This window comes from Lysinibacillus sp. A1 (assembly GCF_000801965.1).
Taxonomy (GTDB): Bacteria; Bacillota; Bacilli; order Bacillales_A; family Planococcaceae; genus Lysinibacillus; species Lysinibacillus fusiformis.
This window is the reverse complement of record NZ_JSZM01000008.1, coordinates 139,658-155,194: the sequence shown is the minus strand read 5'-3', so window position 1 is coordinate 155,194 and position 15,537 is coordinate 139,658. Positions and strand designations below refer to the sequence as shown.

Sequence of the window (15,537 nt, the reverse complement as noted above, 5' to 3'; positions counted from 1 at the left end):
AATCTAGTTACTGGAGTGATGACATGTGTTAACGATATTTCAATCAAAAAAAGAAGATATAGAGCAATTTAAGGATAAAATTGATGAGTTGAATGCAAAGCTAGATAAGAAGGATCACGAATTTCAAATTTTTCTCAATGAATTACATAAGGAATTAATTTCGACGATTGGACAGCACGATATAGTTAATCACCAACATGTCATTTTGGGTGAAATGGTTACTACTATTTTAAACGAGTTTAATCGTGTAGAAAACAGCACCATTGAATCCAATACCATATCTGGCCATGCCCTAGAAAAAGGAAACTCTTTAATTCTTTCATCAGATGAAATGGTTTCTTTATCGATTGATAGTAAACAAGCTGTAAAAGAAGTTCAGCATGTTATTGATGAGCTTGGTGAGCAATCAAGAAAAACAACAAATAGTATGAACCATTTAAGTGAACGTTCAAAGCAAATAACAGATATCGTCAAAGTCATCAGTGAGATTTCGAATCAAACTAATTTACTGGCATTGAATGCATCTATTGAAGCAGCGAGAGCAGGGGAGCATGGCAAAGGGTTTTCAGTCGTTGCAGAGGAAGTACGAAAGCTTGCTGAAAATACCAAATCCAGTACAGAGGATATTGTAAATCTTACGAAAAAAATTGAGGATCAAATATCTGAGGCATATGAGGATAATAAAAATAATATGCAATTGGTGACAGAGGGACTTCAGAAGAGCACGGATACTTCTGAGCAAATTAACGCATTACTCCAAATCATTATGAATGTCCAAGGTGAAGTGAAGGAATTACTTCATTATATAGATAGCCAAAAAATTTCGACTGAAGATGTTATGAGTAAATTTAAAACAACGACAGTACTTTTTGATGAAACAAATAAAGTTTTAACGGATCATATTGATGAATCAGATATTGTCACAAAAAAATTACTAGAAGCAGTTGAAAAGGTGAAGGGTTTCCCTCATTCAATTTAACAATAGTTATACTTGATACATAAAAAAGGCACCGTTCTAAAAATGAGTAGAATGGTGCTTTTTCGATATTAAAGTTTGGATTTAAATATTTCTTTTGTAGCCTTCTGTATTAGGTTTGGTAGCACGCCGAAGGAATAAGGTTTGTAAACTCTCTCAGTCCATTTGTGTCCATCTTTCCCGTATACACCCATAGTAACAGAAGGGATATTCAGCGCCTTTATTTTTTCAAATGGTAGGGGATAGAGTGTATCCCATTTTGGGAAGTTATTGAGCAACTCTTGGAGTTCCTCCTGTGTAGCATGAATAGATAAGAAGCTTCCATCCGCTAAGTAAGGGAAAAAGCGCTTAACTTGAAATACTTCGCCTGTTTCATTCGCTACCTCATCAACGACTTGTGAAATGGTCTGCTTTAATAACTGATCTCTTACCACATTTTCCTTTAAATAATTATGGGGTAGGAATGGTGGTGCAAAGAATAGCACAACTCGAGGCTTATGCTCGGGATCTGCCTTTTGCAGGGCATCAACGATTGCAAACGACTGTTGGCGTAATTCCTTGCCTGCATTTCTTCTCAAGACATCAGCAATAATAGGCTCGGTTTGAATACCCTTTCCGTTTAAATAAACAATAAGCTCATCATAAGTAACAACTTCAATATGCCATGATAATGAGCGCTTAGGTACGTTGGAGCGTTCTATATATTTCTCATACTGAAGCTGTAAATATTGTTCTGCCTCAAGACATGCCTGTTGTGCGACAGACTTAAGTTTCTTAACAACTTGATCTGGTGACTCTTCATATAAAAAATAGTTAAAATAAATCTGGCTAGTAGATGCTGTTTGAACCGTATAGGATTCTTTGGTATCACGTTGGTATAAGCATGTAGGTGGAAGGATGGTTTCTCCTACAATTGCCTCCGTTAATGCTAAATTATTATGAATACGCTCAGTTATTTTAGCTGACACATAATTAGGATCAATGCCACTTAATGTATCTCCCACATGTACTTCCCGTCCATAAATGTGGAAGGAGGGTAGTAACTTTCCGGCAACACCAGTATAAATATAACGGTGAGGATCTTCACCATATAAAGGAGTTGTAAAGTCAGTATTAATCGCCATTAGAAAATCTAGCGCTTGTTCCATTTTTAAACGATTAAGCTCATCTAATGCATCAATAATTCCATTATGCTCTGCTTCTTCGCCACCGTTTAAAATAAGTAATATATTTCCTTCTAATTCATGAAGATGATTGGTGAAATATTGAATATTGGCAATATGGACTGCAGCTCCGCTTTTCATATCTACAGCTCCACGCCCAAACATCCAGTCACCACTTTGAGCATCCTTCTGTACATCCGTATTTCCTTCATAGGTTTTAAAGAAATCCTCAAGCTTGGTAGGGGAAAAAGCAAACTCTTTTAAATGACCATAATCTTCTATATCCACTGTATCTAAATGAGCGTGATAAATAATTGTCTTTTTTGTTTCATTAGGACTTTTTACGAAGGCAAAAAGATTTTTTCGACCAATGGGGTCCTGTTTTACGTTTAAAGTCCAAAGAAATGCAGGGTTTTCTTGATAGTAAGGGAATTCCTTCATTTTCTCATAGATATACTCGATAATTTTCCCTTCACCTTGAGTACCATTAATACTATTAATAGTTACTAACTCATTTGTAAGCTCTTCAATTTGCTTTGCGATGGGTAACTGTCTTAGTTGTGAATACATGTATATTGCTCCTTTTTTGTTCGAATAGATATCATTCAAAATAGCAACTATATTTACTTAATTGTTTCGTTATGTGAAAATAAATCCGTATAGTGGAATATAATTCATCATATAAGAAAAAATCGTAAACGTCAATTTTCATTTTTATAAAATTCTGTTTCTTTTTATTAATTTATTCGGTTGCAAGTCTATATAAATGAGTAAAAATTCGTTAAAATGAATAAAAGGAGGATGAGCAATGATTCAATCCATTGAAAGAGCAATGATGATTATTCATGTACTAGCCAAGAATCCTAAACGATTCTTTTCTGTTCAAGATATATATAATGAAACAGACTTACCTAGCAGTACAATATATCGTTTATTGTATACATTAGAAAACTTTGATTTAGTAGAAAGAAATGAGGAAAAAAAGGAATTTCGTTTAGGGTATACATGGTTACAGCTCGGCATGAAAATGTACCACCATACAAACATCCGAGAAAAAGCCCATCCTTTATTAGAAGAGCTTGCCATTAATGTGCGAGAAACAGCGTATTTAAATATTCCAAAACTAAATAATTCTATTATTATTGATCGTGTAGATAGCCCAAAAAATGTACGTATCATTGATATGATAGGTGAAAAAATCCCCTATCCGATTGGAGCAGCGAATAAAGTATTACTTGCATTCTCAGAGAAGGAAATGCATGCAGGCTTTCTAAAAAATATAAATGATCTTGAAAGAATAGAGTTAATGGAACAATTAAATATCATCAAAGATAAGGGATACTCTATTAGCTATGGAGAAAAAACAAAGGGAACAGTATCGGTGGCTGCACCTGTTTTTGATTTAAATAAAGAACCAATTGCAGCAATTAGTGCAGAGTGCTTTGAGTATGATACGGATACTGAAAAATTAGAAAGTATTGCAAAGGAAGTCACAAGAGCTGCTCACCTTCTTTCACAAGAGCTGGGTCATATGTAAATAGGTCTTTTCCACATAAGGAAAAGACCTATTTTTTTGTTTACCTAGGAGAAGTACTTTGGTACAAAGTCGCTTTAGAAGGGCGTATCGCTAAAATAAATAAAATGATAGCTACCGTCACCATGACAAATGAGGCACTTACTATAACAAATCGAATAGAAATAAATGCAGCAGTCATTCCAAATGCAGCAGTCAGAATTATGATGAAAAGGGCTTCAAAAAAACCATAAATACTCCCTATGCGTCCCATGCTTTCAGCAGGGATATTATTTTGATAAAAAGTATAAAAACCTGTATTCGCAAAAGCTGTTGCGAATGATAAGAGGAAGCAACCTAAAGCTGCCATAAAAAAAGTATTGGAAGAAGTAAATAGTAAATAACCGAAGGCCGTCGTTATAGACCCCATGCCGATTAACCAAGCAGTAGAGGTTTTTTCAACAAAGGCTGAATTGGTTAGAGAGCCAATTAGTACACCGACACCTGCAAAACTGACTAAAACCCCATATTCCCCCTCCGATAAAGCAAGCACTTGAGTGGCAAAAGCAGCCTCTAAAGAATCAGTCGCTGTCATCAATACAATGGAAGTACTAAACAACAAATAGACTGCCATCACATAGGCATTTTTTAAGCTAAAATGGATGACCATTTTCCAATCATGGAGCCATATTTTATAAAGTGTTGCATTTTCTGTACGATGAGCAAAGCCTAATTGTTCATGTCCTTCAACGTCCGGCATCTTTATAGTTATGCAGGCAGAAAAAAATAAAGCAATAGCATTTAAGTATATAGCCATATTCGGTGTACCGAGCGTAAATAGAAAGCCTGCAATAGCTGGACCTGTTAGGAAGGCCCCAGAATCAAGCAGACTACGTAACGAGTTAAAGCGTTTCCTTTGCTCTATCGGTATCAATTTAGTGATATAAGTCATAGAGGTAGGATGATACATAGAACTAGTAGCTGTAATGAAAAAGACTAAAACATAAATCCATCCTAAGCTGGATAAGCTGGGAAGTGCGACAATCAGTATGGACCGGCAAAGATTTAATAGGATCATCAGGTGTTTTTTATTAAAGCGGTCTATTAAACTACCAGACCAAAAATTAATAAACAATGCGGAGAGGGCCCTTACAATATACAAGCCCGAAACAGCAAGTGCGGATCCTGTCAGATTGAGTACAGTAAGGTTCAAAGCAATAAAATAAATCCATTCACCGATACTAGAAATACCAATACTACTTAAAAGGATCATTGGATAGCGCCACGATTTTAAAGATTTTTTCATATAAATTCCTCCTTTAGCGAAAGTGCTCTTGCAAAATAAAAAATCCCACCCCCAAGACAGTAGTCTTAGGGACGAGACGGAAGAATTTATGCTCACGTGGTGCCACCCTAGTTCACTATTATGTTGCCATAATAGCCTTTTCAGTACGGCATGAATGAATGCTTATACTGTAACTCTATAACGGGAGTTCCCGTCGCACCATCATTCTAATAGAAATCCAATGCGCTACTCTGAGGCTTGTTTCAATAATTCGTTCTTGCTCGTTTTCAGCAACCGGAGCTCTCTGGGAAGAACAGCCTTATTTACTCTTCTCTTCACTGTATTTTGGATAGTGTAGCATATATAGATAATTTTGGTAAAGCGCTACATTGAAATAGATGGTTCATTTTTTTGAATGTAAGCTTTTAGTTGTATGAAAAGCGACTCGCAAAACTGGATGGACAATCGTGAATAATAAAGAACAGGTTTTTCGTAGCTATAGCCTGTACCAGATAACATAAAGCATATGCTATTGCTGTTTTGATCAAAAAAATCATAAGGTATTCCATTACAGTTCTCTTGCTTAGTTTTAATTTTCATAAAGATATCTCCATTCTTTGGAAATTTAGTTTATAATTCGACTATAACAAGGAGGGAGAGAAAAATGAAGGCTATAGTAATAAATGAATTTGGTACGTCTGATGTATTAACATATACGGAATATCCAAAGCCTACAATCTCTACAGGAGAAATCCTAATACGTACAATCTATACGAGTGTGAACTATGCAGATATTAAAAACCGTACAGGTAATAAGGCTAAAGGGAATTTTCCAATGATTCTTGGATTAGATGTTGCTGGTATTGTAGAAGAGGTTTTTAATGAAAACAGCAATTTTCAGAAGGGGGACCAGGTCATTGCATTTCCTACAAATGGTGCTTATGCAGAGTATGTCGTAGCAAAGGAACAATTAGTTTTTAAAGTCCCCTATGATGTACCGTTAGAGAAGGTAGCAGCTGTGCCAACTGTATCATTTTTATCGTACATCTTAACACATCAGATAGCACCTATTAGTCAAAATGATTCGGTATTAATTCATGCTGCATCTGGTGGGGTAGGAACAATGCTTATTCAAATGGCCAAAAAGCTAGGCGCTAAACAAATTATTGGTACTGTAAGTACTTTGGAGAAGGCATCGATAGCTTATCAGCTTGGGGCAGATCATGTTCTTACATACGATCAATTTAGTGAGCATGTACGAGGCTTTACTGGAGGTCTTGGTGTAAATATTATCTTTGATTCCATTGCGGGAGCTATAACGGAGGAAAGCTTAACTTGCTTAGCACCGTATGGCACACTTGTACAATTCGGCAATAGTGGTGGCAAGGCAGGAACTATTAAAACATCGGATTTACATAGTAGCTGTCGTAATGTAAAAGGATTTAGTCTTGGTACGACTAGGGACTTAAGACCGGAAATGTTACAACAGGTCGCTCAACATATTTTTTCTTTATTAAAAGAGGATAGTTTTCAAGTGCCCATTGCTAAAATATTTTCATTAGAGGATATGCAAAAGGCTCATGAACTGATGGAAAGTCGTCAGCATCAGGGGAAAATAGTAATTAAAATATAGAAACAAGGGGAGAGTGACGCTCATATAAGGAAGAGCGCCATCTCTCTTCATCAACTTTCTAGTTCATTCATTTTTTCAAAAATTCGTCTTTTTCGATATAGCATAATACCCGTTTCGGCAACATCTTGAATCATGCCTTTATTTGCGTATGCGCCGAAGATCATACCAGCAATAGGTATCATTTGAAACAGTTTTTTCCAGCCCATCTGGTCCCGGTACGTATAAAATACCTCCTGCCAGCCTTGTAGCTGGGAAATCATATTATCAGTAGCTTTATTAGTACTATTCATAGTGGAAAGCTCCTGTAGGATGGCTTCCTTACCGACAATATCTGCTGATGTGAATTGCAGGCATTTCACAATAAAAATACGCTCCATTTTATCGTTAGGGTCATAGCCGTGAATAATAGCAATTTCTTGCAATGTCTTCAGTGCGGTTCCTAAAATAACAGGTATATCGATAGCCAAGGTAAATATTCCGCCAAACCCAGTAGAAGCCCCTTGAACAGTCGCAAACTTTACACGCTCATTTTGCAATTTATCACTAAGAGTAATCATATCCTCTAATGGGATTTGACCAATATCTGAAATGCCCAAAATATGCTCTGTGGAAGAATAGTTACGGATTTTTTGAATCATAGCTTGTTCATTGATTAAATATTTTCCACCGGATTGTATGTAGTTCCCTAATTCATCGACTAATAATGCAATTTTATTTTGAATAAAAGTAGGCGTCATTTTATCTAACAATTTAAACGGTATTCTACCTAGTTTCTCCCAAAACCATAAATCCTTTTGATCCTTTTCCCAAACCTGTATTTCCTGCAAGTGCTGCTCTAATAGCTGACGGTTCTCCATTAGTGTCTATCCCCTTATGTGTTCATTTACTTTACATACGAAAAAAATAGTATAAGGTTTCGCCTTGTCTTGATTCATCTGTATATTTTTTGTGTCCAAAATAAAGGTTCAAGTACAATTGGACTCCGACCATCTAATAAAATGATATGTTATTGCCAGATGGAAGCAAGGAGTGCAATACCTTCATCTATTTGCTGAAGTGTCAGTCCCCCGTAGCCTAAAATGATTAAAGTATCCTCTGTTCCATGCTGATAGGAAGTAGAACATGGATAGACAAGAATTCCAATCTTTTGAGCAAGTTGAATCGCATTTTTCTCAGAGAGTCTATTAGGTAGCTTCATCACGATATGTAGCCCAGATTTTTCACCGATGATTTGGAATTCCTCTGAAAAATGAGTGGAGATAGCAGTTAGTAGAGCTTGTTGTTTTTTACGATAAACTGTTCGCATTTTCGCTAAATGCTTATCAAATTGACCTTCTGCAATGAAATCAGCTAAAACAAGTTGCTCTACTCTGGAGACAACGGATTTTTGTTCATAGTTAAAGGCATTAAACGATGTAATTAATGACTTTGGTAAAATCATATAACTGATTCGCAAAGAAGGCAGCAACGTTTTAGAAAAAGTTCCAAAATAAATAACTCGCTGAAGCTGGTCCATTTTTGCTAAAGAGGGGATTGGCTGCCCTTTATAACGAAATTCTGAGTCATAGTCATCTTCAATAATGTATGCATCATTAAAATTTGCCCATTGCAACAAGGCGGCTCTTCTCTCTACGGTCATAATCATGCCCAAAGGAAATTGATGAGCTGGTGTTGTGTATAACATGTGAATTGTTTTTGAAGGAAGAGTTATACCGGCTTTATCCACAGGGATGGCCTCTGTAGACAATCCACATTGTCGTAAAGTAGTATGTACCCGTTTAAAACCTGGTTCTTCTACTCCGACCTTACTCTGAGGACCAAAAAAGAGACTAAGGGCTTGAAGTTGACTTTGTGTGCCACCATAAACAAACACTTGAGAGGCATTACAAACAACGCCACGTGAACGTTGTACATAGCGCGCAATTTCAGATCGTAAAACGTCTTCTCCTGCCCAAGGACTTGTGGATAAATTATTCTTGTTTACATGTTTTTTCAGGAGCTTATGCCAAAGTGAATAGGGAAAAGCTTCGTTATCCACATGACCGTTATGAAAATCATACTGAATGTCATTGGATATGATTGTCCTTAGAGGAGTCTCAAGCTGCTGTTCCTCTTGTACCCAGTCAAATTCAAAGGGAGCGATAAAATAACCCGACCGCTCTTTACTATAAACATAACCTTCTGCCAGTAATTGTTCATAAGCCTCCTTCACAGTATGTACACTTACATCGAGAGTTCGCGCAAGAGCTCGCTTAGAGGGTAATTGCTCATGACCTAAAAGCCTTCTTGCTAAAATAGACTGCCTAATTTCTTCGTAAATCTGTATGTATTTGGCTGAATCTCCTGTCAATGAAATGGATAGCTCCACAAGATAACCTCCTCTGGTATGGTGTGGTTTTTAATAATTGGTACTTTCTATCATATCAATTTTACCGTTAAATAATTAAAAAAGGAGTGATATATCATGGAATTTATTGCATTAGAAAATGAAATAGTTAAACTGAAGCCTTTAGAGTTAAATGATTTATCGGGGATATTAGAGGCGGCGAGTTATCCAGAAATTTGGTCACATATGTCCACAACGATCGAAAAAATGGTGGATGTGAATAACTTTGTGGAAAATGCTTTATTAATGCGGCGTAATAAAACAGAATTTCCTTTTGTTATTGTGGATAAAAAGACGGGAGAGATCATAGGGTCTACACGTTTTATGGATATAGATGATACACATCAGCGGGTTGAAATAGGAACAACATGGCTGACACCAGCCTACTGGCGTACTGCTATTAATACCAATTGTAAATACCTATTATTACAATACTGTTTCGAAACCCTTCATTTACAGCGAGTTCAAATCAAAACTGATCATGAAAATAGTCAGTCTCAGAAAGCTATTGAGCGTATAGGAGCGACAAAGGAAGGGGTATTACGGAATCATATGATTCGTAAAGATGGAACCACTCGCCATACAGTCATGTATAGTATTACGTTAGAGGAGTGGCCGCAGGTGAAAATTCACTTAAATCAATTATTAGGCGAATCTATTTAATATTTGGGTTTTAATGGATTTTTATTGGCCGCTAAGGCTTTTTTTTCTATTAAAAAGTGTCATAAAATAAGGGAAAGGGTAGAGTACTTAAAAATTGAAAGAGGGTAATCTACTTGAAACCAAAATACACGCTAAGACAAATCTATGGTGAGAATGCAGTTTATACACCAAGAACGCCGTTTAGTGATAATCCATGGATGATGGACGATCCTCATAAGCTGGATGCCCTAACCTCTAGAGAAGTAGCAATTGCGGATATTCCTGTATTGGTGCACCGAGCTACCCAAACTGAAAAAGCTCAGGAACTACATCGATTAACAGGTTTACCATGGGTAGAACAGCCTTTTAGTTATGACACACAGGAGGAGTATTTAGCTCATATTCGTTCTTGGTGTGAAGACGACAAAACGATTGTTTGTCAATATATACATGACTTGGAACAGATGGACCGTCAATGCTATTGGATGGATGCCGAGAAATTTAATGAATTGAATTCAAAAGCATATATTGATCATTTAATAGATAGCAAATTTGTTCCGAGTCGTTTAAATGTTGAAACCTATAGGCTCTCAGATGCCATCAAAAATTGGCAACCGCCTGTGGTACTTAAGCCGGGCGATGATTCCCCAACCTCTGGAGGATATGGAGTCATCATTTGCCATAATAAAGAGGAACTGACGGAAGGTCTGCGGCAATTTCGAATGACTGGAACGGAGAGCATAATTATTGAGGAGTTATTACAGACAAAGGACAATTATAGTTGTCAATTTGTCTACTCCGAGGAGCTAGGTATCCAATATTTAGGAGCGTCTCAACAAATTACCGATGAAAACGGTATTTATCACGGTAATATTATAGTAGATGAAGTTCCTGAAAAGGTCATCGAAGTAGGAAGACATATTATGGAGCAAGGCGTTGCAGAAGGATTCGTTGGTGTGGCAGGGTTTGATTTAATTGTCACAGAGGCTGGTGATGTTCAGGCTATTGATTTGAATTTTCGCCAAAATGGATCCACCTCAATGCTAATGTTTCATGATACTTTAGATAAGCCTATCAATAAATTTGCCTCCTATGTTGCACAAAGTCCACAGGAAAATGAAGTTTTCTTTCAAAACATTAAGAAGTTTGTTGAACAGAAAATTTTATTTCCGTTATCATTTTATGACGGGAATTATTTCGATGAACCTGTTCCCTCTAGATTCGTTGGAATATGGTATGCCGATGAACTTAGCGAGATTGAAAAACTTGAGCAGGAACTATTATAGTAAAAAAGGAATGGTCATTAATCGACCATTCTTTTTTTATAAATAAATGCAGCAAGAAACCAAGAAAATAGAGACCATACAACTATCGTAATCATAGGAATGAAAACATCTGTCATTGAATATTTACCTTCTAATGCTTCTGCTAATTGTAATAATTGTGAGCTTGGTAACCATTCTGCAATCTTTAGGATTGGATAAGTAGAAGCAAGATTTAGGGCGATTGGGCCAAAAGAGAAAATTATGATAACCGGTAAAACAATGATGGAACCTTCCATAATAGACTTAGAAAATAATCCACAAATCGTTCCAAGTGCAATATAAAATACAGTAGAAAGTATTAATGAAATCGCTAAAATGAGTAGGTTAGATGGTTTATATCCGACAATAAAAATAGACATAGCCACCACGATCATCGTTACGATAAGAACAAATAAGCTTTTACCAATTAATATATCTACTAGTGAGGCAGGGGAGAGCATCAGGCTGCGCAATGTATTTTTCTCCTTCTCCTCCGCAATTAAACAGCATTGTATATAAGCCGTTACCATTGAAAACGTCATATTAATAGGTAAGAGATAAGCGTTTATAGAGGATGCCCCGGATTGGTTATATAAAAATGCCAAAATTATCGGCAAGAGTACCATCGAAGATACAGCATAGTTACGTGAAAATTCCTTATAATCTTTCATTAATATAGCTTGAATTCTTGTCATTGAAATATTCATACTAAATCACTCCCTGTTATTTGCATAAAAATATCGCCTAATGTTGGTTCATTTGTATGGATTCGAGTAACAACGTTGGCTTGCATCCATTGATACAGCTTTTGAGCATCTTGAGCGCCGTTTTGAATAACTTCTTGTGTACCATCTGTAAGTTCGACAGTCATAGAATCGGTGCCATATTCCTGCTTTAAGTCGCTTGGAGCACCAATTGCTCGAATTTTCCCTTTATGCAAAAAAGCAACTCGGTCACAAAGTATTTCGGCTTCGCTCATGTCATGTGTTGTTAAAAATATCGTTGTCCCCATGGCATTCAGTTTTCGTAAACCATTATATATATGTTCTGTATTGACAGGATCAAGGGCAGAAGTAGGCTCATCTAAAAATAATAATTCGGGCTTATGCATAATAGCTCTAGCCAGTGTAACCCGCTGAATCATTCCCTTTGATAGCTGACTAATCTTCTTTTTGCGATCAGCATATAAGTTCACAAAATCAAGAGCTTCTTTAACGGCAGTGACTGACAGCTCATATAACTTACTATAGAGTAATAAATTCTCTTCAATAGTTAACCTAGTATACAAACCGCTATTATCTGTTAATATACCAAAACGTTTACGATTTTGACTTTGTTTCATGCCAGTTGCTGGCTGTCCAAATAAAAGAACATTTCCAGCAGTTTTTTCAGTCTGCGCAGTCAATATTTTAATAGTAGTTGTTTTTCCAGAGCCGCTCGGACCAAGGAAACCAAATATTTCTCCTTTTTGTATAGTAAAGGAAACATCTTGTAGTGCGGTTTCTTTATTAAAGGTTTTTTTCAAATGCTGTACATCAATTACTGCGTTCATGTGTAAGCCTCCTGTTTGTTGTTGATGTCTAAACTATAAACAACAAGTGAAAGGTTCACAGCAAAAATTAGTTGAGAGGCGGAAAAAAGACCATCAACGAAACAATATAGAAGGTGACAGGAGTCGTTTATTTCCTGGGAAATCTACTAAATTCCGAGTATTTCCTTTAAATCTGCTAGTTTATTTTTCGACAAAGGCACAACGGTTTTATCAGTACTGTTGAGTGCAAGGCTATAGCTATTGCGTGTCCATGTAATGATTTCTCGAACCTTTTGTAGGTTAACAATGTATGAACGGTGGCTTCTGAAAAAGCCGAATGGTGTCAGTTTTTGCTCTAGCTCATTCAGTGATAGTGTACATGGATAGGCTTCACCTGCAACATTAATAGAAACGATACCTTCCACACTTTCAATATAATCAATTTCTGGTGGATTGAATAAAATGATCTTGTCATTCTTCTTTGTTGGAATTTTATCAATGCGAATCGGTGAATTTTCAAGATGGGGAAGTGTTTGCTCTAATTCTTCCTCTTTAACATCCAAGGTATGTAAGCCGGCCCCATCTAATCTATGTATAGTAGTACTGGCAATCATTAAGTCTTCTAGATTATTAGAAAGTAAAATGATGCTTTTTTGCCTTTTTGTGAGTGTTTTTAGTATTTGTTGGACATTTTGCTTAGAAAACTCATCGATATTTTGAAAGGGTTCTTCTAATACAAGAAGAGAAACTTCCTGAAGATATGTACCCAATAACTTTAATCGCTGTTTTTCACTAGTAGAAATCTTACTAATTCGAATGTTTCTTTGATCAGTTAAGCTAAATAGCTTTAATAAATCCTCAACCTCATTAGTTGGACGTTTGAATAATTTTAAATAAAAACGTATATGCTCACGAACAGTAAGGCGTTCATAGAGTGCACTTTCGCGAAAATATGTAAATGTATGATCTCGTTTCATAAACCATTGCATTAAAGTATGTATTTTAGAAACATCTGTGTAGATGCCGATAATCATGCCGGGTTGTAAGGATATAGGAAAGCTCGGATAAATCACATTACCTCCTTCAATATAAGGGTCAACCAAAATATCTATATGCTGTTCCATTGTTTGTTCCTCCTAATGTTGTTCTACTCGTAAAAAGTTTAAGATATTTGCATGTGCTTGCAAGTAGCTAGCTGGACAAAAATTGGAATTATAAGTATCCATAAAACCGTGATGTCCTTGATATTGCTCTATTTGAACATTGGATTTATGTCTGAGTTCCTGTTTTATTGCATTCACATCAAAGCTACTTTCATAGCTAGGTAAAATGATCAAAGTTGGACATGATGGTTGGACATCTAAGAATTGTCGTATTCGTGAGCCATAAACACAAATAACTCGATGTAAGGGAAGAGTTGATAATCTCCAGGCTAATGTGGCACCTACACTATATCCAATTAGCACTACTTCATCATAATTTTCACATGCCTCTAGTAGTTTTTTGGATAACATCTCAAGAGGTGCGTCAAAGCCGACTGTATGTAAGAAATAATCATAAGCTTGTTGTTCCTGTTTGTATGAAAAGGATTTTCCTTCTGGATAAAGCGAAACACAGCAAACGGAGGTATACTCGTCAAGGTAGGATTGGGCTTGTTCTTTGATAAATTGATTGATGCCATATATTTCATGTAAAATAAATATTTTTCTTTTCATAACGACCTCTTTTGGCTTTTTCCAATAGTGTAACAAAAACTAACGTTTACGTATATTTTAGTAATTTATGGATTAGGTTTTTGTTTTACTAGAATAATTTATATTTAGGTTAGATGGGGAAAAGTGTTGAAAATAAAGGGACCACACAATTTAGATATATCTAATATGTGTGGTCCTTTATTTAGTTTCTTATTCAGCTAATGCGCCCAATTGTGGAAGAACGTTATTCAACTATATACCTCGAAGTTTAATAAAGAGTTTCGGATCCTATCCAAATATTTGGGCAGCGATAGCAAATAACTCCTTATTTCTGTATGGCATATTAAGAGAGTTTTTTATCATAAGGGGTGGTTCACTAACTTTTACAAATCCACTTTTCTGCAAGAAAAACATTAACTCGTTATTACTGGATGCCACATCAATCCTTAACTTCCCTTGATGATTAATAGCTAGCTTATCGATTATCATAGCTGCCGTTTGGGAATCTGGTGCTACAATAGGTCCTAATATTAGATTTATTGGTCCTAAGATGGATAGACCAAAACCAATAATCTTTCCTTTTTGATTTCTAGCAACTAAACATTGTTTCGATTGCTTTATCCTGTTAAAAAGAAAACTTTTTCTCATATCACCAAATGCACCCGAATCTAATTCAACTATTTTGTTAAAGTCATTCTCATTGTATTTTTCTATAGTAATATCTTGATTATTAAAAGTTTCAGTGTGAATATAACTATTGCTTAAAAACTTTTGTACAAAGCCCACAGTAATAAAACCCAGGGTTTCATACAGTGGTTTCCCATCTTCAGTTGAGATTAACATTATTGAAGTATCTTTTGAAACACTGTCTATACATTTCTGAGTAACTTTTTTCCCTAAGCCTAATCCTCTGTACTCTTTATTTACAATAACCATACCAATTGAAGCTAAATTAGTATCATAAGGTATGATTGCGGCACTCGATACAATTTTCCCCGTAGTATTCTTATGGCCGAATATCTTACCGGATGACATAACAGTTCTAATTTCATATTCATCATAATCCCAGCCAACCGATGCAGAAAGTTCTATTAAACCTAAGATATCATATTGATCTAGTTCCACTAATTCCAATGCTGTTTTATTGTCTGTATGCATTAGATATCCCCCTATTTCGTTTAATACTTTAATACTTTAATACTTTAATATTGTCTTTCACTAACCTGTAACGATAGTTTAAGTTTAATCCTTCACAGTCTCAATTGCATTAACAAAGATATTTTTTCCTTTATTCAACAATATGGCCCAATTGTTGAACCTCTATCTTTTATTGGAGCAACGCGCTCGTATAGCTAAGGAGCAGTCTGCTGCCAGGACAGCTATTTTTTATACTTCATCCATATTAAAACT

At 35.9% G+C, this 15,537-nt stretch carries 14 protein-coding genes and 1 other annotated feature; of the genes, 5 read left to right on the top strand and 9 right to left on the bottom strand.

Translation table 11 applies throughout. The features are described 5' to 3' along the window. The first annotated feature begins 25 nt into the window (after positions 1-25). The gene (locus tag PI85_RS06015) at positions 26-979 is read left to right on the top strand and encodes a methyl-accepting chemotaxis protein (protein ID WP_036122430.1); all 954 of its coding nucleotides are present in this window, start codon (positions 26-28) and stop codon (positions 977-979) included. 68 nt (positions 980-1,047) lie between these two features. On the opposite strand, the gene PI85_RS06010 is transcribed toward PI85_RS06015, so the two are convergent. Beyond that, positions 1,048-2,709, bottom strand: coding sequence for a M20/M25/M40 family metallo-hydrolase (locus tag PI85_RS06010; protein WP_036122433.1), 1,662 nt, complete (start codon positions 2,707-2,709; stop codon positions 1,048-1,050). 238 nt (positions 2,710-2,947) lie between these two features. Here PI85_RS06010 and PI85_RS06005 point away from each other — a divergent pair, with 238 nt between their 5' ends. After that, complete coding sequence (locus PI85_RS06005; protein WP_036122436.1) at positions 2,948-3,676, top strand: IclR family transcriptional regulator; 729 nt, start codon at positions 2,948-2,950, stop codon at positions 3,674-3,676. Between the two features lie 40 nt (positions 3,677-3,716). Here PI85_RS06005 and PI85_RS06000 read toward each other — a convergent pair whose 3' ends face one another. Then, a complete protein-coding gene (locus tag PI85_RS06000) occupies positions 3,717-4,958 on the bottom strand; it encodes an MFS transporter (protein ID WP_036122438.1) in 1,242 nt (413 codons plus the stop codon). 64 nt (positions 4,959-5,022) lie between these two features. Further along, positions 5,023-5,285 (bottom strand) — a binding site (T-box leader). Between the two features lie 316 nt (positions 5,286-5,601). Between PI85_RS06000 and PI85_RS05990 the strand changes: the two genes are divergently transcribed. Continuing rightward, a complete protein-coding gene (locus PI85_RS05990) occupies positions 5,602-6,570 on the top strand; it encodes a zinc-binding dehydrogenase (RefSeq protein ID WP_036122442.1) in 969 nt (322 codons plus the stop codon). A 50-nt stretch (positions 6,571-6,620) separates the two neighbouring features. Here the strand turns inward: PI85_RS05990 and PI85_RS05985 are convergent, their stop codons facing one another. Together PI85_RS05985 and PI85_RS05980 are read right to left on the bottom strand one after the other, a co-directional pair. After that, the gene (locus PI85_RS05985; protein ID WP_036122443.1) at positions 6,621-7,427 is read right to left on the bottom strand and encodes an EcsC family protein; all 807 of its coding nucleotides are present in this window, start codon (positions 7,425-7,427) and stop codon (positions 6,621-6,623) included. A 149-nt stretch (positions 7,428-7,576) separates the two neighbouring features. Next, positions 7,577-8,938 (bottom strand): PLP-dependent aminotransferase family protein, encoded by a 1,362-nt coding sequence (locus PI85_RS05980; RefSeq protein ID WP_036122446.1) that lies wholly within the window; start codon positions 8,936-8,938, stop codon positions 7,577-7,579. 96 nt (positions 8,939-9,034) lie between these two features. On the opposite strand from PI85_RS05980, the gene PI85_RS05975 reads away from it, so the two are divergent. Both PI85_RS05975 and PI85_RS05970 read left to right on the top strand, forming a co-directional pair. Further along, positions 9,035-9,619 (top strand): GNAT family N-acetyltransferase, encoded by a 585-nt coding sequence (locus tag PI85_RS05975; protein ID WP_036122450.1) that lies wholly within the window; start codon positions 9,035-9,037, stop codon positions 9,617-9,619. Between the two features lie 113 nt (positions 9,620-9,732). Continuing rightward, positions 9,733-10,884: an ATP-grasp domain-containing protein gene (locus PI85_RS05970; protein WP_036122453.1), complete on the top strand. Its 1,152-nt coding sequence runs from the start codon at positions 9,733-9,735 to the stop codon at positions 10,882-10,884. 17 nt (positions 10,885-10,901) lie between these two features. On the opposite strand, the gene PI85_RS05965 is transcribed toward PI85_RS05970, so the two are convergent. From PI85_RS05965 to PI85_RS05945, 5 genes are all read right to left on the bottom strand, one after another. Continuing rightward, complete coding sequence (locus tag PI85_RS05965) at positions 10,902-11,609, bottom strand: ABC transporter permease (protein WP_036122455.1); 708 nt, start codon at positions 11,607-11,609, stop codon at positions 10,902-10,904. Next, positions 11,606-12,454, bottom strand: coding sequence for an ABC transporter ATP-binding protein (locus PI85_RS05960; protein ID WP_036122457.1), 849 nt, complete (start codon positions 12,452-12,454; stop codon positions 11,606-11,608). Before PI85_RS05960 ends, PI85_RS05965 begins: the two co-directional genes overlap by 4 nt. 146 nt (positions 12,455-12,600) lie before the next feature. After that, positions 12,601-13,557 (bottom strand): LytTR family transcriptional regulator DNA-binding domain-containing protein, encoded by a 957-nt coding sequence (locus PI85_RS05955; protein WP_036122461.1) that lies wholly within the window; start codon positions 13,555-13,557, stop codon positions 12,601-12,603. A 12-nt stretch (positions 13,558-13,569) separates the two neighbouring features. Continuing rightward, entirely contained in the window at positions 13,570-14,184 is a 615-nt protein-coding gene (locus PI85_RS05950) for a dienelactone hydrolase family protein (RefSeq protein WP_081936989.1), read from the bottom strand. Between the two features lie 231 nt (positions 14,185-14,415). Next, on the bottom strand, positions 14,416-15,285 hold the full coding sequence (locus tag PI85_RS05945; protein WP_036122467.1) for a GNAT family N-acetyltransferase: 870 nt from the start codon (positions 15,283-15,285) through the stop codon (positions 14,416-14,418). Between the last annotated feature and the right edge of the window lie 252 nt (positions 15,286-15,537).